General features: G+C 36.5%; 8 protein-coding genes. 3 read left to right on the top strand and 5 right to left on the bottom strand.

What is annotated here, in order from left to right; all coding sequences use genetic code 11:
• Positions 1 to 32 precede the first annotated feature (32 nt).
• The 3 genes from FFS26_RS17445 to FFS26_RS17435 are packed head-to-tail and all read left to right on the top strand — an operon-like array spanning position 33 to position 8,330.
• Entirely contained in the window at positions 33 to 5,060 is a 5,028-nt protein-coding gene (locus FFS26_RS17445; RefSeq protein WP_137905673.1) for a translocation/assembly module TamB domain-containing protein, read from the top strand.
• Positions 5,060 to 7,387: a BamA/TamA family outer membrane protein gene (locus tag FFS26_RS17440; RefSeq protein ID WP_137905672.1), complete on the top strand. Its 2,328-nt coding sequence runs from the start codon at positions 5,060 to 5,062 to the stop codon at positions 7,385 to 7,387. Before FFS26_RS17445 ends, FFS26_RS17440 begins: the two co-directional genes overlap by 1 nt.
• 1 nt (position 7,388) lies before the next feature.
• Positions 7,389 to 8,330 (top strand): YihY/virulence factor BrkB family protein, encoded by a 942-nt coding sequence (locus FFS26_RS17435; protein ID WP_110008131.1) that lies wholly within the window; start codon positions 7,389 to 7,391, stop codon positions 8,328 to 8,330.
• Positions 8,331 to 8,455: 125 nt separating this feature from the next.
• Here the strand turns inward: FFS26_RS17435 and argS are convergent, their stop codons facing one another.
• From argS to FFS26_RS17410, 5 genes are all read right to left on the bottom strand, one after another.
• The gene (gene argS / locus FFS26_RS17430; RefSeq protein WP_110008132.1) at positions 8,456 to 10,216 is read right to left on the bottom strand and encodes an arginine--tRNA ligase; all 1,761 of its coding nucleotides are present in this window, start codon (positions 10,214 to 10,216) and stop codon (positions 8,456 to 8,458) included.
• Positions 10,217 to 10,347: 131 nt separating this feature from the next.
• A complete protein-coding gene (locus FFS26_RS17425) occupies positions 10,348 to 11,772 on the bottom strand; it encodes a SusD/RagB family nutrient-binding outer membrane lipoprotein (protein ID WP_110008133.1) in 1,425 nt (474 codons plus the stop codon).
• 12 nt (positions 11,773 to 11,784) lie between these two features.
• Entirely contained in the window at positions 11,785 to 14,784 is a 3,000-nt protein-coding gene (locus FFS26_RS17420) for a SusC/RagA family TonB-linked outer membrane protein (RefSeq protein ID WP_110008134.1), read from the bottom strand.
• Between the two features lie 289 nt (positions 14,785 to 15,073).
• Positions 15,074 to 16,504, bottom strand: a complete 1,431-nt coding sequence (locus FFS26_RS17415; protein ID WP_110008135.1) for a SusD/RagB family nutrient-binding outer membrane lipoprotein — start codon at positions 16,502 to 16,504, stop codon at positions 15,074 to 15,076.
• Between the two features lie 17 nt (positions 16,505 to 16,521).
• Positions 16,522 to 19,569, bottom strand: a complete 3,048-nt coding sequence (locus FFS26_RS17410) for a SusC/RagA family TonB-linked outer membrane protein (protein ID WP_110008136.1) — start codon at positions 19,567 to 19,569, stop codon at positions 16,522 to 16,524.
• Between the last annotated feature and the right edge of the window lie 28 nt (positions 19,570 to 19,597).

Raw genomic sequence — 19,597 nt, 5'->3', positions numbered from 1 at the left:
TATTGTTATCTTTGTTAGAAACCTCATCGCATTTGAAACTGAAAATCAACACCACAAAACTCTTAAGGCGTATTGTAATAACCTTTATTTCAATATTGGTTCTTCTTACCCTGTTGATACTAAGCTTAAGGCTTCCAGCCGTTCAAAATTTCATCAAAGACAAACTCATTGTTTACCTTGAGAAAAAAATCAAAACTCCCGTAAGCCTGGAAAGAGTCTATATAGGATTCCCGAACAGCCTTGTCATGGAGAACCTTTATCTCAAAGGACAGGACGTAGATACTCTTCTGGCAGTGAAGAAACTGGATGTAGGTTTACATATGCTGAAGCTTCTTAATTCTACGGCAGATATTACTTCTGTTGAAATGGAAGGAGCACGTGCCAATGTAGTGAGGAAACCGGACGGCAAATTCAATTTTGATTATATCATTGATGCTTTTGCTTCCAGTGATAAAGAAGAAAGCCCATCCAAACCTTTTATTATTTCCCTTGATAAAATCAATTTAAAAGATGTTGGGGTAACATTTAACGACCAGCAATCGAAGAATGATATTCAGCTCTATTTTAAGTCATTCGATACCAGAGTCAAAACTTTTGATCTCAGCAAAAATAAGTATGCTGTTAATGATATCAATCTCGACGGATTAAAATTAAAGTTAAAGCAGGGACTTGTAGAAGAAGTTGCCAACAAGGTGGAGAAAAAAGTAGATTCTCTTAATGAAAAAAAGCCTATGAATATTGGTTTAAGAGGAATCAAGCTTACTCATTTCGACATTGATTACGGCGATGAAAACACCAAAACATTTGCAAAAGTTATATTCAAAGAACTTAGCACTAAGGTCAACAAACTGGATCTTGAAAACAACGCTTTCAACGTAGCGAATGTTTTTCTTTCGGGAGCAGACATTAATGCCAATCTTTATCTTCCCGCTCAGAATGCCAATCCTAAAACAACCAAAGAACCTGAAGTTTCCAAAGCCTCTGATCAGGATAAAGCCATGAAACTCCTCTTAGGAAAACTTGTTTTGAACGATGTAAAGGTCAATTATAACAATACCGCTATCGCTCCTACTAAACAGGGAATGGACTTCAACCACCTTAATTTTTCAAAGATGAACGTGGAGGTGAGAAGCTTCAAAATGGAGAACAACACCTTTGCAGGAACAGTAAACTCAGCAGAAATCAAAGAAGGCAGAGGGCTGGATATTCAAAAGTTCAATACCGATTTTGTGTATGCTGAAAAGGAGGCTTATCTTAAAGATCTTTATCTGCAGACTCCAAAAACAATACTGCATGATGAGGTTGTTTTAAACTATAATTCTATCGACCAGCTTAGCTCAAACTTAGGCGCTGTAAAGATTTCAGCCAATATCAAAGATTCAAAAATAGGGTTTTCCGATATTCTGAATCTGGTTCCGACATTGAGAAATACGGTTCCGTTCAATAAATATCCGAATGCTATCCTGAATGTAAATGCGAATGTAAAAGGAAGCGTGAATGATCTTTTAATTCAGGATCTCAAAGTTTCAGGGCTGGATCAGCTAAGGGTAATGGCTTCCGGAAGGATCAAAAATGCGATGAATCCGGATCAGTTATATTATGATCTGAGAATCGGGGAATTTTCATCCAATGCTAAAACGATATTCAATCTTGTCCCTAAAAATACAATTCCTTCGAATATTTCGCTTCCTTCCCATTTCAGCATCAAAGGAAATGCAAAAGGAACAACGAAAGTGGTGAATACAGATCTTAACCTCTACTCTACTTTGGGGAACGCTGCCATCATCGCGCAGGTAGACATGCGCAGAAAGAATCATGAATTGTATGATGTGAAAGCAAATCTGCAGGGAATACAGGTTGGAAAAATCATTCAGAATAAAGATATTGGTCCTGTTACGGCACAAATTGCCGCCAAAGGAGAAAGTTTTGATTTCAAAAATGCCAGTGCCGACTTAAAAGGCCATGTTGCTTCCGCTGTCTACAAAGGATATCGTTACCAAAACATGAACCTTACCGGAAAGATCAAAAAAGGAGCTTATCATGTGATTTTGGATTCAAAAGACCCGAATGCCAGTTTGCAGCTGACCGCTTCAGGAGTTTATGATGAAAAAAATCCTACGGTAAAAGTAAACGGGGAAGTTATTAAGCTTGATGTCAACAAACTTGGCTTCTATGAAAAACCGATGATCATTGCCGGAAAAATTGATGGAGATTTCACTAATTTAGATCCGAATAATTTGAATGGATATCTCAACCTTAAGGATTTCGCATTCTCGGATACGAAAGAGGTCTATCCTGTACAGGAAGTCAATCTGAAAGCTTCCTCTACACAGGATTCCACACAAATTGTTTTCAATTCTCAGATTGCAGATGTGGAACTGAAAGGTAAATATAAGCTTACCCAGATTTTTGGAGCTTTAACGCAAACTGTCAATCAGTATTACCAGTTCCAGAAACCGGATAAAAGTCAAAAAATTGATCCGGGGCAGCATTTTAACTTTACTGCAAAGATTAAAAATGACGATCTGATCAGAAAATTTGTTCCGGATCTGAAAGATTTTGAAACCATTAATCTTGTCGGGAATTATGATGCAGATTCTCAGAAAATTGAAATTGACGGACAAATTCCACGATTATTATATGGTGAAAATACCATTGAAAAAGGGGCTTTAAAAGTAACGAATGAAAATCAGGCATTACAATACAGCATGAATGTTGCTGCCTTGAAAAGCTCAAGTTTTTCTTTAAATAAAATCAATATTGACGGAGATGTTGCGGACAATACCATCCGGTACAACGTTACTACAAAAGACGAGAAAGATGCCACTCAGTTCCTGATTGCAGGAAATGCAAAATCGTTGAATGACATTACCGAAATATCTCTTAACCCGAACGGACTTAAGCTCAATTATACGGATTGGAATGTTGCTGAAAACAATAAAATTCAGATCAGCAATAAAGGAATTCTGGCAGATAACTTCATCTTGTCCAATGGCAGCAGTGAAATCGCTGTTCAATCTGAAAGCAGTAGCCCAGGCAGCCCTTTGAACATTTCACTGAAAGATTTCAAGATTGAAACCATTACAGAACTTATCAAAAAAGATACAGTTCTGGCTAGAGGAACCATTAACGGGACAGCACAGCTTCGGGATATTACTAAAAATATGACCTTCACTTCGGACCTGAATATTTCCGATCTGATTGTCTATGGAAGTCCTGTCGGAAACCTTGCTGTAAAAGTAAACAATGCTTCACCGAAAGTTTTAAATGCAGATATTGCCCTTTCGGGAAATAACAATGACGTAAAAATCCTTGGGGATTACAATACCTCTTCCAGTACTTTCGACCTGAATATGGCGATCAACCAGCTGCAGATGAAGAGTATTCAGGGATTCTCTATGAATGCCATTACCAATACGGAAGGTTATCTTTCAGGAAACTTAAAGATTACCGGAACGAGTGACAAACCTAATATTTTAGGAAAAGTAAAATTCAATGATGCCGGATTGGAAATTGCCAAAACGGGAAGTGATTTCAGACATCTGAGTGATGAAATAGACTTTACCCGTCAGGGAATAGAGTTTGATCAATTTAAAATCAAAGATAAAGACGGAAATGCCCTTGTAGTGGATGGGCAGGTTCTTACGCAAACCTATAGGGATTTTGCTTTTAACCTTAATGTAAATGCAAAAGATTTTAAAGTAGTTAATTCGGAGAAATCCAATGATGCGATCATGTATGGTATTCTGGCCATTGATGCCGGACTTCATATCCGCGGAAACCTTGATCTTCCAAAGGTAGACGGAAGGTTGAGCGTGGCAGACAACACCGATTTCACTTTTGTTCTGCCTCAATCCAGCCCTTCTCTGCAGGAGAGAGATGGTATTGTAGAATTTGTGGATCAGGATCAGGTGGTTTTAAACAAGACGATCAAAGCTGATTCTCTTAATGCACAGAGCCGTATCAAAGGAATGGATGTAAGTGTTAATATTGAAGTCAGCAAAGAGGCAAAACTATCATTGATCATTGATAAAGCCAATGGTGATTTTGTACAGCTTCAGGGTGAAGCAGAATTAACCGGAGGAATAGATCCGTCAGGAAAAACCACATTGGTAGGTGTATATGAAGTGGAAAAAGGAAGCTATGATCTTTCGGTAAGTTTCCTGAAGCGTAAATTTGACATCCAGAAAGGCAGTACCATTACATGGACAGGTGAACCTACGATGGCTCAAATGGATATTACCGCCGTTTATAAAACAGAAGCTCCGCCTATTGACCTTGTGGAACAGCAGATCAGTGGAGAGAGTGCCTCAACGATGAATCAGTTTAAGCAGAGGGTTCCTTTTAATGCCTTGTTAAAAATGAAAGGGGAATTATTGAAACCTCAGCTTACTTTCGATATTACTACTGATGAAAAAAATAATTCTGTATCTACGAATGTAAAAGATGTTGTAGATCAGAAGCTGGCCCAGATCAGAACCCAGGAGTCTGAGCTGAACAAACAGGTGTTTGCCTTATTGCTTCTGAACCGTTTTATCGGAGAAAATCCATTTGAAAGCGGTGCCGGAATGTCTGCAGAGACCATGGCAAGGCAGAGTGTAAGTAAGATCCTGTCCCAGCAGCTGAATAATCTTGCAGCAGGGCTGATTAAAGGAGTAGATCTTAATTTTGGTCTTGATTCTTCAGAAGATTATTCCACCGGAGAAAAAAACACCAGAACCGACCTGAATGTAGATATCAGCAAAAAATTACTGAACGATCGTCTGAAAGTGACGGTAGGAAGTAATTTCGGACTGGAAGGCCAGGCTCGTCAGAATGAAAACATGACGAATATTGCAGGGAATGTTTCTGTAGATTACAGCCTTTCCAAAGACGGAAGGTATATGCTTCGTGCTTACCGTAAAGATGAATATCAGGTAGCACTTCAGGGACAGATCATAGAGACCGGAGTCGGATTTATTATTACATTGGATTATGACAAGTTCCGGGAGATTTTCCAGAAATCCAAAGAGAAGAAGCCGAAAAAAAATCAAAATAACCAAGTGGTAGAATTTAAATAATGAATAGTAAGTTCCATATATATTGTAAGTATCTGTTGGTTTCCGGAATGGCATCCACGGTAATCTCGTGCAGCAACACCAGATTTTTGAAAGAAGGCCAGATGCTCTATACGGGAGCCAAAGTAAAGATTGAAAATGATACAATTTCCAAAAAAGAAAAAAAAGGTCTTGAGTCTGCACTGGAAGCAAATCTCACCCCAAAGCCTAATTCTACATTCCTGGGATTGCGCCCAAAGCTGTATTTCTATAACATAGCCAAAGAGCCTAAAAAAGACAAAGGTTTTAATTACTGGCTTAAATATAAAGTGGGTGAAAAACCAGTATTATTGGGAGATGTAGATCGTGAGTTCAATAAAGATATCATTGAAAATTATTCTGAAAACAAAGGATATTTCAATGCCAGAGCAACGTATGACACCGTTTCAAAGAACAAAAAGGCTCAGGTTATTTATACAGTAAGGCCTGGCTCAAGATATCTGATAGACGGTGTAAAATTCCAGAAAGATTCAACACTGGTTAATCAGGAAATTCAAAACCTTACGGATAAAACTCTTCTTAAAAACGGAAAACCGTTTGATCTGGATGTCATCAAAGCAGAAAGAGAAAGAATTGACAACAGGTTAAAGGAACGAGGTTTCTATTATTTCCATCCTGATAATATTATCGTGCAGGCCGACAGTACGGTGAGTAAGAATCATAAAGTTGAGCTTAATGTAAAACTGAAGGACAACACGCCTGATTTGGCAACGCAGCAGTTCAGTATTGATAATGTTATTGTATTTCCCAATTACAATATTCAGGATGTGAAAGATGGTAAATACAGCATCCCGATGGATAAAGATTCTCTTTCCAAATACCGTTTTGACGATATTTATGTCATTGATCCGCAGCATAAATTCAAACCGAAGATTTTTGACAGAGCCTTATATTTTAAAAAAGGAGATCTTTACAACCGTTCCAACCACAATCTTACCCTGAACCGATTGATCAGTCTGGGAGTATTCAAATTTGTAAAAAACGAGTTTATTGTATCTGATTCTTTAAGCCATAAATTTGATGCGTATTATTTGTTGACTCCAAGACAGGTACAATCACTCCGTCTGGAAGCTTTGGGAAGAACCAATTCCGCCAACTATGCGGGTAGTGAGCTGAACCTGAACTGGACCCACAGAAATTTCTTCAGAGGTGCAGAACAGTTTAAAGCAGCCATCTACGGAGCTTTTGATTTCCAGATGGGAGGTGCCCAGAATGCCAATAATATTTTCCGTGCAGGAACAAACGTACAGCTTTCAATCCCAAGAATTGTAGCACCATTCCGTTTTCATTCTTCCAGTGAATTTGTTCCCAGAACGAATATCACATTGGGATATGAATTCCAGAACAGAACACAATATTATACCTTAAATAATTTCACCGGATCATTCGGATATGTATGGAAAGAAAATGCAAGAAAAGAACATGATCTGAAGGTGATTGATATTACGCTAGTATCTCCAGCAAAGGTTACAGAAGAATATGAAATTAAATCTGCAACAAATCCTGCTATGAAAAGAATTGTTGATAAACAGCTTATTTTCGGTCCTACCTATTCTTACACCTATACCAATACCATGCTTCCAAAGACCAACACCGTCTATTATAAAGGTACGCTTGATCTTGCTGGAAATATCACTGGTCTGGCCACAGGAGCTGATGTAAAAAAAGATAAGGAAAAGAAAATATTTGGTATTCCTTTCAGCCAATATGTAAAGATTGAAAATGATTTCAGGTTCTATCATAAGTTTACTGAAAAATCTTCTCTGGCAACAAGATTTATCGGAGGGATTGCCTATCCGTATGGAAACTCGGAGTTTATTCCTTTTTCCAAGCAGTTTTTTTCAGGAGGAAGTAACAGTATCAGAGCATTCCGTGCAAGAACATTAGGGCCGGGAAGTTTTGATCCGAGAACGATAGATCCTGGGACTTACTTTGACCAGTCCGGAGATATCAAACTGGAATTAAATGCGGAGTACCGTGCCAATCTTTATAAGTTCTTAAATGCTGCCGTTTTTGTAGATGCCGGAAACATCTGGCTTCTTCACGATGATGAAAACAGACCCGGGGCTAAGTTTTCAAAAGATTTTTTAAATGAAATTGCGGTGGGAGCCGGAGTAGGTCTGAGACTGGATTTTTCAATCCTGATTCTAAGACTGGATCTTGCCATGCCACTGAGAGTTCCTTACTATCAGAAAGGAGACAGATGGGCCTTCGATAAAATTAACTTCGGAGACTCAAGCTGGAGGAAAGATAATCTTGTTTTAAATATTGCCATCGGATATCCATTTTAATATGATTAAAACTGCCAAATTTTTCTGGGAAGTTCTGAAAGACACCTTTACAGGATGGAACAATTCTTCCGCATCAAAAGATTCGGCAAGCCTTGCTTATTATGCCATTTTTTCTATTCCGGGTTTATTGATCATTATTATCTGGGTACTTGGAAATTTCTTTGGAGAGGAAGCGATCCGCGGGCAGATCAGCACACAGATCAGCGGTATTATGGGTCCGGATGTGGCAAAAAGTATTGAAGGAATGCTGGCGGGCGCTTTGATCGACAAAAAGAATATTTTTATGAAGGCAGTAGGGGTCGGATCACTGATTTTCGGTTCCACTACTCTTTTCTTCCAGCTGCAACATTCATTAAATACCCTTTGGGAAGTAGAAGCTGCTCCCAAAAAAGCATTAGTGAAATTTTTACTGGACAGGGCGAATTCTTTAGGAATGATTCTTATTCTGGGATTTCTTTTGATGATCACCATGATTTTATCTTCTCTGATCAGCCTGTTTAATACAATTATCACCCAGTATTTCGGTTTTGAGACCTATATGCTGGTAGAATTTGTCAATTTCGCCGTAGGTTTTGGCCTTGTGATGCTGTTATTTGCCTTAATGTTTAAAGTACTGCCTGATGTTTTGATCAGCTGGAAACCGGTATGGAAAGGAGCATTTCTGACAACGGTTTTATTTACCCTCGGAAAATTTTTATTAAGTCTTTATTTTAACCAGGTAAAACCTACTTCAGCCTTTGGCGCTGCCGGAACAGTTATTCTGATTATGATGTGGATCAATTATTCCTGTATGCTGATATTCTTTGGTGCAGAATTTACTAAAGTGTATACCTACAAAAAGGGCTATAAAGTAGTTCTTTCCAAACATGCACGATGGACTCCTGCTAAGTTGTACGCGGATAGTCTGAAACAGATGCAGGGTGAAAGTAATGATAAAACGTAGATTTGGGTTACAGGGTTCGGGTTGCGAGATTTTGAGATCCGGGATATTTCTGATGCGAGATTATTGATATATAAAAAATAGAAAGAAAGCCTCCTGAAAAATTTCAGGAGGCTTTCTTTCTATTTTTACATTCTGTTTACGGTTCCGATTCCCAAGAGTTCCAACGATTTTTTAATCGTCTTTGCTGTGAGATCTGATATATTTAAACGGAATTGTTTTAAATTCTCATCTTCCAGTTTCAGAATAATATTACTTTGATAGAACGAATTATAAGATTTAGCCAGATCATAAACATAATTGGCAATCAGGGCCGGGCTCAATGCATCTGCTGCTCTTTCAACAATTGTTTTGTAACTGGTCAAAAGCATAATCAGTTCTTTTTCATACTGGTTTAAAGTTACATCCGATATTTCTTTATACTGGTAATCTGCTTTTGCCAGCAAAGACTGCGTACGAGCGTAGGTATATTGAATAAACGGTCCTGTATTTCCATTAAATTCAATACTTTCTGCCGGATTGAACAACATCTTTTTCTTAGGATCCACTTTCAGCATGAAATATTTGAGTGCTCCCATTCCAATGATTTCATAAGAAGCTACTTTTGCTTCTTCTGAAAGACCTTCAAGTTTTCCCTGTTCTATAGCTTTTAATTTTGCCGTTTCATGCATTTCTGCCATCAGGTCGTCTGCATCTACAACGGTTCCTTCACGGGATTTCATTTTGCCTTCAGGAAGTTCAACCATACCATAAGAAAGGTGGAATAACTGATTTGCCCACTCATACCCCAGTCTTTTAAGAATCTTAAATAAAACCTGGAAGTGATAATCCTGTTCGTTTCCTACAGTATAGATCAGTTTCTGAATATCATTTTGCTTAAAACGCTCAACTGCCGTTCCAAGATCCTGAGTCATATAGACTGAAGTACCGTCTGAACGAAGTAACAGCTTCTGATCAAGACCTTCATCGGTAAGGTCACACCAAACAGAACCATCTTCTTTCTGATACAGAACTCCTTTATCCAGTCCTTCCTGAATAAGATCTTTTCCTAAAATATAGGTATTGCTTTCATATTGAACCTGATCAAAATCAACACCTAATCTTTTATAGGTTTCATTGAATCCTTTGTAAACCCATGAGTTCATTTCTGCCCAAAGCGCTCTTACAGTTTCATCTCCATTTTCCCAATCCAACAACATCTTCTGAGCTTCCTTCATTACCGGAGCATCTTTTTTAGCCTGCTCTTCTCCTACCCCTTGTGCTACAAGCTCCGCAATTTCTTTTTTATAATTTTTGTCAAATTCTACATAATAGTTTCCAACAAATTTGTCTCCTTTGGTATCGGTTGTTTCAGGAGTTGCTCCGTTCCCGAATTTCTCCCATGCCAGCATAGATTTACAGATATGAATACCTCTGTCATTGATAATCTGGGTTTTAATTACATCATATCCGGCCTCTTTTAAAATCTGAGCGACTGAGAATCCTAATAAATTATTTCTGATATGCCCTAAATGCAATGGTTTGTTGGTATTTGGTGAAGAATATTCTACCATTACCGTGGCATTTTTCTTTGCTATAGTAGAGAAATTTTTGCTTACAGATCTGAAGTTGTCCACAAACAGCTGGTTTTTCACTTTAACATTCAGGAAACCTTTTACTACATTAAAGCTTTCGAAAAGTTCCGTCTGTTCTGTTAACGCTTCACCTAATTCAACCCCGATACTCTCAGGATTTTTTTTCAATTGTTTGACCAACGGGAAAGTGACAATAGTAAAATCACCCTCAAATTCCGTTTTATTCTCCTGAACTTCCAATTTGATGTCTTTTAACTGATATACATTTAAAATAACCTCTGAAAGTTTTTCTTCTATAATATCTTTAATATTCATGTGTTCATACTTATTTTTTCAAAGGCCACATGTAATAGCCCGCATTTCATTTCAAAATTTTGAAGTACAAATATACGGAAATTAAAAAACCGCCCGAAGGCGGTATAATATGAATGTTAATAAAATATGTGTTAATTTTTATCCCAGAAAAGCTTTGTTGTGGCCTTATCTCCGCCAATTTTAGTACCAGCAGCTTTCACATTATCTCCGTTTAACACATACTCCTGATCAGAATAAGGCATTCTATAAGGTACAGAAGATAAATTTGACTTCGGAGGATTCACAAGAATCGGATAGTCTAAACGTCTGGTAAAATTCCAACTTGCAAATCCTTTGTTAAACATAGCAATCCAAGCTTGTACACCTATAGACTGTTTCCAGTTTGCCGGATTATAAGGATGTGCAAGCACATATGCATCTGCAATAGCAGCGCTTACACCATTCTCCCTCATAGATTCTTTCACTGCAATTGCATAAAGCTCTGCTGCTGTACCTCCTGCTGAATAACCTCTTGCAGCAGCCTCTGCTTTTAAGAAGGCTACTTCCGCATAACTAAAAAGGTTGGATGCTGCAGTAGCACTTCTGAAATAAGAGCTTAATTGAGAGAAGTTAGTGTATGGATCATTCAGCTCTCCAAAGACTCCTCCTTTATATACTCCTCCTACTTTGGTAAACCACACATCCATTCTTGGATCGGAAAGAGAACTCATAGTATTGATTGTTAATTCACTAGGCAAAAAATCATTTCTATTTGATGCTACTAAATTATCAAATACCGGATTTGAGAAAGTTCCGCCGTCATATTTAAATTTGTAAGCGTCGTCGTCAGAAGAAATAACCCCACTGGCTATTGCAGATTCAACGGTAGTTTTTGACAATGCAGGATCAACATCTGCTAAATTTATCCCTAATCTTAATTTGATAGAATTTGCAAATTTCTTCCATTTGGTCATATTACCTCCATAAACCAGATCACCATAACCGGTAGCGGCAGGTTTTATAGTAGCCGTAACAGCATCAATTCTTTTGATCAAGTCAAGATAAATAGTCTTGGCATCATCATATTTAGGGGTTAATATTTCATCAGGTTTGAAAGCCTCAGAATAAGGAACATCTCCATAAGTATCCACGATATTTTCCCAAATAAATATTTCTTCAATTTCTAAAGTAGCCAATTTATTGATTCTAACATTTTCATCTGGTTCTACTTCTTTTACCAGGTTAACCTTTGCTTGTTTCAGATTATTAATACTGTAAACATACATTCTGTTAAAATGATTACGAGGCTGATTTCGGGTCACCAAATTATATTGAGTTTCGTCCGGATACTGTGTTTCTGCCCACTGTTGTGTAAAGAATCTGTAATTATTAAAATTCACACTGGGATTATCCATATAATAAGATGACTGATATAAGGCCGTAGCTAATAAATTATCAGACGGAAGGATTGATGGATGCTTAGGGTCATCGTTAAGAGAAGTCAAATCACTTTGGCATGAACTTAAAGCCAACCCAATGCATGCAGACACCAAACTTATTTTTATAATATTTTTCATTTTTAAAGTAATTTAGAATTTAAATGTAACATTGATACCCAAATCTCTTGTCGTAGGCATGGAACCAATTGACCATCCATAAGAGCTAAGCCCGCCGCCTACCATGGCTTCAGGATCAGCATATGGTAAATTTTTATGAATTATCCACAGATTTCTACCTACAATTGAAATCTTGGCATCATAAATCTTGGTACCTGCCAGTAAAGACTTTGGAAGCATATAACCAATACTTGCTTCTCTAAGCTTAATAAAAGATCCATCATAAACAAATTCGCTTGCAGGCTGTGTTTTATATCCTGTAGAACCGCTGTTATCAAATGGTGATAATGCGATATTATTTGGAGTACCGTCAGGAAGAACACCAGGTAAAACAATAGGTTTATCCCTGAAATCTCCTTCAGCTGTTTCTTTGTACAGACCGGATGACAATCCATAATACATATCTGTTGAGAATATATCCCCTCCTTTACGCATATCAATTAAAAAGCTTAAAGAGAAACCTTTATAGCTAAAGCTATTTCTAATACCTCCAATCCAGTCCGGGGTAGTATTACCTATCACCTGATTTGGGTTTTGTAAATATTTTCCTGTCTTAGGATCGATAACTTTTTGTCCATTTAAATAGGTATAATCAGCACCAATCAATGTTCCCCAAGCTTCACCAACTCTGGCATTTAAAGACACCCCACCCTGAAAACTATTTAATAGATAGTTATTAATTCCCGGATATAATTCTACTACTTTATTCTGATTTTTTGACCAGTTTGCATCAATATTCCAAGTAAAATCTTTTGTCTTTATTGGCACTAGTCCTAGCTGTACTTCAACCCCGCTATTATCAATTCTACCAGCGTTGAATATTTTACCTGTATATCCTATAGCTGCAGAAGTAGGAAGTGGAGAAAGTATCTGAGGAGTAGTTCTTGTTTTATAATATGCAAAATCAACCGTTATTCTGTCTTTTAAGAAATGTGCTTCAGTTCCAACTTCAAATTCATTGGCCTTTTGCGGTTGCAGGCCTGGGTAAGGTTGATTTAAAATAGAGTTATAAATTCCTTGATTAGATAAAATTCCAGCAGGTCTATAATTATTAAATAATTGATAAGAAGCAGCAGATCCTCCAACCTGAGCATAATTTGCTCTTATTTTCCAGAAATTCATCCACCTTTTGGTATCTAGAATTTCGGACATAATTAATGATCCTGTAATCGAAGGGTAGTTGAAAACATTATTACCTTTTAAAAGTGTTGATGTTTCTTCTATCCTGAATGTTGCATCTAAATAGAATTTTTTATAAAAATCAAAGGAAGCTGTTGCGTACCATGAGTTAGTTTGTATTGTATACTCAGTTTCATCCGCAGCTAGTGGTGCCTTTTTAGAGTTGGATAGGGCATAAATCCCAGGTACAATTAGTCCTCCTTCTGTTGATGCATAGACTGAATTATAATAATTTCGACGTATATTTCCTCCTACAACTCCGGAAAGATTAATATTATCCGTGATATCAAATTTGTAATTCACCATTAAGTCATAGTTGGTCTCCGTCTGTAGTATGTCACGTCTTCCATATCCAGAACCAATGGTGTTATTTGATTGTCCAAAAGCCTGAGGCAAAGAACCAACCGCCAATCTAGTTTCCGCTATAAGATTTGATCTGTCATATGAAACTTTTCCGGTAACAGAAATATTATCAAACAGATCATATGTTACCAGCCCATAAGTGAAATTTCTGTATCTTTTGTCTGAAGAATAATTCTGATAGGCCTGGAAATATGGATTGTTCCAATATGCGGGTGCCCCGTTTGCTGCTGACTTTCTGTTCCATGTAACATTACCATAATTATTGGATGCATTGGCTACATTCGGATCTACGTTTGCAAAATATAAGTTTTGCAGAGCATCAATATCTACGTTAGTTTGCCACCATTGTCTGAAACCGGTAGCTATATTGTTTGAATACCCCGTAATACTCCTACCTTTAGTATCCTGTAAAGTTATTGTTGAATAGAAAGACGAATGCAATTTAGGCGTTAGATCATAATTAATCTTTAAAGAGAAATTATTTTTATTAAGATGGGAGTTAGGTATTAACCCATCGGACATCATATTTTCATAGGTAAAACTAATGTTTTTTCCTTTTTGCCCTTTTTCTAACGTTACGCTGTTAATATATGAGGCTGGATTTTCGAAAAATTTAATCGGTCCATTCTTAGCGGCCACCCAAGGAGTTGCTTTTTGATAATTGGGGGATAAAGGATTAAATGAATCCCACTGATATACCAGCAAATTAGGATCAAATTTAGGTCCCCATGAAGCATCTGCTCCAAAATTCGCATTATTCAAACCATCAGAAGCCTGTGTACCGAATTTTTGAGAATAACCGGCACCATATCTTGTCTGATATTCAGGAAAAGTAGACTTATCAATAAATCCTACCTGTACTGCTGAGGAAAACGTCACACCCCAAGAACCATCATCTTTTCCTTTTCCATTTTTAGTTGTAATAACAATTACTCCATTTAACCCTCTTTCACCGTAAAGGGCTGAGGCTGCTGCTCCTTTTAATACGTTAATGGATTCAATATCTTCCTGGTTGATGTCAGAAAGAGCATTACCGTAATCAATTGAGTTTTCCCGAGTACTGGTGTTATTAACAGGTGATCCATCAATAACAATTAACGGATTTCCGCCCGCAAGCGACTTCACCCCTCTTATAACCAAATTGGAAGATCCTCCAAAGTTGTTATTTGTAGTAACATTAAGACCGGCCACCTTACCTGATAATTGCGCTGCAATATTTCCTGTATTTGTTGTTCCGTCTGACAAAGCGCTTGCTTTAATTTCCTGCGACGCATACCCCAAAGATTTTTTTTCTCTTTTAATACCCAGTGCAGTTACCACCACCCCTTCAATTTCTTTTGCTTTAATTGTATCTTTCTTCTCCTGAGCACTTACAATAGCCATAGAGGAAGTCAGTACTAAAACAAGAAGACTTGCTGTTAGTTTCTTCATATCAATTATTTTTATATCCGTACAAATTTGCCGAATATATTCAATAATTCAAATAAAAATGTTAAAAAAAATAAAAATTTATCATAAATAAGCAATAAAAAACAATAATTAACAAATATTTTAAATCAAAAAATTCACATACATAAATAAAATACTATTATTTTAAAAAATAAGAAAAAATAATTCAATTTACTTAATCGCTTAACATAATTTAATTATTAAATAAATGATATTATTAAATAAAAAAAACCGCCCGAAGGCGGTATAATATGAATGTTGTTAATACGTTTTAATTTTTATCCCAGAAAAGTTTTGTTGTTGCTTTATCTCCACCAATTGCATTCGCAGCTGCTGAAACGTTAGCATTATTGACTACATATTCCTGATCAGAATATGGCATTCTGTAAGGCATTCCTCCAATATAAGATGATGGCGGAGCAGTAAGTACAGGACTATCTAATCTTCTCACAAAATTCCAAGCAGCAAAAGGGTTATTCCACATAGCTACCCATCCTTCATATCCGATAGATTGTTTCCAGTTTGCAGCATTATATGGATTAGCTAATATATAAGCTGCAGCATCTGTTGCAGATATACCATTTTCTGTCATAGACGCAGTAACGGCAGCAGCATATAGACCAGCTGCAGTTCCTCCCGCGTTATATCCTCTTGCTGCAGCTTCGGCTTTTAGGAATAAAACTTCTGTATAACTTAACAAGTTTGCAGGAGCATTACCTGTTAAAAAAGTAGGATTTACATGAGAAAAATTAGCAAATGTGTTTAAAGTTCCATATACACCTCCTTTATAAGTACCTCCTATTTGAGTAAAATATGCTGCTCTTCTTGGGTCTGATTTCGTATTCATTGGATTTACAATAACATTAGAAGGCAAATAATCATTCCTACCTGATGCAACCAAATCATCAAATAATGGATTTGTAAAAGTATTTCCATCAAACTTCAATGAATAAGAGCTATCATTTGAATCAATTACTCCACCAGTGATAGCGCTTTCTGCTACTGATTTTGATGTAGCAGGATCAACATCTGCAAGATTAATTGCCAATCTTAATTTAATTGAATTGGCTAGTTTAACCCATTTATTCATATCTCCTTTGTAAACAAGATCTTCAGGGTAACCAGCTTTAGTCTTATTAATTTTTGCTATTGCTGCATCTAATCTTGTTATTAAATCAAGATAGATTGATTTAGCATCATCATATTTTGGAGACTTAATAGTTTCTGCTTGCAAAGCCTCTTTATAAGGTACATTACCATATGTATCTACAATATTTTCCCAAACAAAAATAGAAGCAATTTCTAAAGTAGCCCATTTGTTATTAACTACATCAGGATCAGCATTAATCTCTGTTGGCAGATCTTTTTTAGCTTGCTCAAGAGGAGCTAATGTATAAACATACATTCTTCGGAAATGGTTTCTTGGCTGAGCTCTAGTAGTCAAATTATAATTGGTTTCCTGTACATAGGTTGTCTCTGTCCATTGTTGCGTAAAAAAACGATAATTATTAAAGTTTACACTACCCGTATACATATAATAGAATCCTTGAAACATACTTGTTGCCAATAAATTCCCTGTTGGTACAGTTGAAGGGTGCTTGGGATCCTCATTCAGAGAGGTAAGATCGCTTTGACATGAGTTAAACAATAATAACGAAGCAACAACACCTCCAGCGTATAATATATTTTTAAACTTTTTCATTTTAATAAATTTTATTTTTAGAATTTAAAGGTAAAATTAACACCCAATTCTCTTGTTGTAGGAAGAGCTCCCACAGATGATCCATATGAATACAATCCACCCATTTGAGATGATTCAGGATCAGCATATGGAAGATTCTTATGAATAATCCAAAGGTTTCTACCCACAATAGAAATTTTAGCCTCATTCATAAAGGTATTTGCTAATATACTCTTAGGAAGAGAATACGTAATACTAGCTTCTCTCAGCTTTACAAAAGATCCATCATACACAAATCTTTTGTCAGGAGCAATAGCATAACCATCATTTGGATTGTTACCATATTCTAAAGGATTAACTACGTCTGTGTTAACTGGTGTAGTATTTACCTGGCCATTAGGATTAACTCCAGCTAATACAGGTATATTTGTTCTGTAACCATCAACTGCAGTTTCAGGGAATAATCCACTCGCTAATCCATAATACATATCTGATGAAAATACATCCCCTCCGTGACGAACATCTATTAAGAAACTTAATGAGAAATTTTTATATCTAAATGAATTTCTTAATCCACCGGTCCATTTAGCTTGAACATTTCCGATTACCTTATTACTTTCTGTTTGGTACAATCCTGTATCAGGATCAACCACTTTCTCGCCATTCAAATAAACATAATCACTACCATAGATATCTCCCCATTGGTTTCCAACTGAAGCAACTATGGAAGCACCTCCTACCAAGCCTACGAGTTGATATACCTGCAGACCTGCATCAAGCTCTACAACCTTACTTCTGTTTCTAGCCCAATTGACATCTATATCCCATGCAAAATCTTGACTTTTTATTGGACTTACTCCTAAATGTAATTCGATACCTTTATTGTTAATTTGTCCAGCATTGATTGCTGCCCCAAGTTTTCCTGAACCAGCTGAAATATCAGGAGTGATAAGTTGGTCAAATGTCTTTGTATCATAGTAGGCCCCGTCAAGAACAATTCTGTCTCTTAAAAAGTGAACCTCAGTACCAAACTCAAATTCTCTGGATCGTTGAGGTTTTAAGTTTTCATTTTTTAGAATTGTTTGTGGTCTGTAGATATTGATATTTCCATTTCCTGTATTAAAATAACCTGCTGTATAATACGAATATTTTAATTGATAGGGATCAGCTGTTCCTCCTACTTCGGCATAATTTCCTCTTACTTTCCAAAAATTCATTACTGATTTTTCAGATTTTAGAAGTTCAGATAAAATTACAGATCCGGAAACAGATCCATAAGTATATTTGTTATTACCATCAGGTAAAGTTGAACTTGCATCTCTTCTAATTGTACCATCCAAATAGAATACTTTATTAAAATCAAATGAAGCTGTTGCATATAAACTGTTTGTTTGTACTGTTGCTTCAAATTCCACCGGATTTAATAAAGGAGCCTTGGAATTATCTAATGAATAATATCCTCTTTTAATTAAACCACCTTCCGTTGATGCTTCGATTGAGCTCTCATGATTTCTTCTTACATTTCCTCCAACTATACCACTGATGTTTAACCAGGAAGTAATATCATATTTATAATTTGCGAATAAATCAAAGTTTGTTTCACTTCTACTTAAATCATATCTATGGTATCCAGAACCTATAGCTTTTCCTGAAACACCAAAATTTTGAGGATACGAGCCTTCAGCCAGTCTTCTTTCAAAAACTAAATTAGTATTGTCATAACTAAGCTTACCTGTAATATTAATATGATCATTTACATCATAAGTTAACTGAGCATACGAAAATGTTCTTGTTCTGTCATCAGTAGAATAATTTTGATATCTCTGAAAATATGGATTGTTCCAAAAGGCAGGTTTTCCATTTGATCCACTTTTTCTATTCCATGTAACATTTCCGTAATTATTAGCAACTGTAGGATTTCCAACATTATTGAAGTAAGCATTCTTCAAAGCTTCCAAATCAACATTTGTCTGCCACCATTGTCTGAAACCTGTAACAATATTGTCATTATAACCAGTTTCTGTTCTACCTGTCGTTCCCTGTATTGTTAGTGTTGTATAGACTGTCGCGTGTAATTTAGAATTTAAATCGTAATTTACTTTTGCCGAAATTGTATTTTTTCTTAAATCTGAATTTGGTAAAAGACCACTAGACATGTTATTATCGTATGTCAGATTAAAATTGAATCCTTTGCTTCCTTTTGATAAGGAAATGGAATTAATAAATGACATCGGTGTTTCAAAAAATTTAAGCGGTCCATTTTTTGCTGCTACCCAAGGGGTTGCTTTTTTATAATTTGGAGATGTCGGATCAAACGAATCCCATTGATAAACTAATAAATTTGGATCAAACTCTGGCCCCCACGATGCATCTTCTCCGAAGTTAGCATAGTCTTTACCATCTGCTGCGCTTCCATAATAAAATGATGGATCATAACCTCCTCCGTATCTAGTCTGGTATTTTGCGAATGTAGATTTATCTATAAAACCTGCCTGAACTGAGGATGATAAAGTAACCCCCCAGGAGTTATCGTCTTTTCCTTTACCATTCTTTGTTGTAATAACAATTACCCCATTAAGTCCTCTTTCTCCGTATAAAGCAGAAGCTGCAGCTCCTTTTAAAACGTTTACAGACTCTATATCTTCTTGATTAATGTCTGATAAGGCATTACCTAAATCGAATCCTCCATTCTGATTACCAAAGGAAGTAGATGAGTTATTTACTGGAGACCCATCAATTACAATTAAAGGATTACTCCCACCTAAAGATTTTACCCCTCGAATAACCAAGTTTGAGGATCCTCCAAAATTAGAAGTGGTTGTTACATTTAAACCAGCAACTTTACCAGATAACTGAGAGGCTATATTCCCCGTATTTGTAGTTCCATCAAAAAGTTTATCCGCCTTAACTTCCTGGGATGCATAACCTAAAGATTTTTTTTCTCTCTTGATCCCAAGTGCAGTAACGACTATACCTTCAATTTCTTTAGTCTGTGAAGTTGTATCATTTTTCTTCTGCTGAGCATTTACAATCGCTACGGAAGAAGATAATACAACAACAAGAAGACTCATTGTTATTTTCTTCATATCAAATTAATTTTGTACGTTACAAATT

It is taken from the genome of Chryseobacterium sp. 2VB (assembly GCF_005503635.1).
Taxonomy (GTDB): domain Bacteria; phylum Bacteroidota; class Bacteroidia; order Flavobacteriales; family Weeksellaceae; genus Chryseobacterium; species Chryseobacterium cupriresistens.
This window is presented reverse-complemented; position numbering and strand designations above follow the sequence as displayed.

Bases quoted from the DNA above. Each gene is read 5' to 3' on its own strand.
- argS (WP_110008132.1), bottom strand. From the start codon at position 10,216: ATGAATATTAAAGATATTATAGAAGAAAAACTTTCAGAGGTTATTTTA.
- FFS26_RS17420 (WP_110008134.1), bottom strand. From the start codon at position 14,784: ATGAAGAAACTAACAGCAAGTCTTCTTGTTTTAGTACTGACTTCCTCT.
- FFS26_RS17425 (WP_110008133.1), bottom strand. From the start codon at position 11,772: ATGAAAAATATTATAAAAATAAGTTTGGTGTCTGCATGCATTGGGTTG.
- FFS26_RS17415 (WP_110008135.1), bottom strand. From the start codon at position 16,504: ATGAAAAAGTTTAAAAATATATTATACGCTGGAGGTGTTGTTGCTTCG.
- FFS26_RS17435 (WP_110008131.1), top strand. From the start codon at position 7,389: ATGATTAAAACTGCCAAATTTTTCTGGGAAGTTCTGAAAGACACCTTT.
- FFS26_RS17410 (WP_110008136.1), bottom strand. From the start codon at position 19,569: ATGAAGAAAATAACAATGAGTCTTCTTGTTGTTGTATTATCTTCTTCC.
- FFS26_RS17440 (WP_137905672.1), top strand. From the start codon at position 5,060: ATGAATAGTAAGTTCCATATATATTGTAAGTATCTGTTGGTTTCCGGA.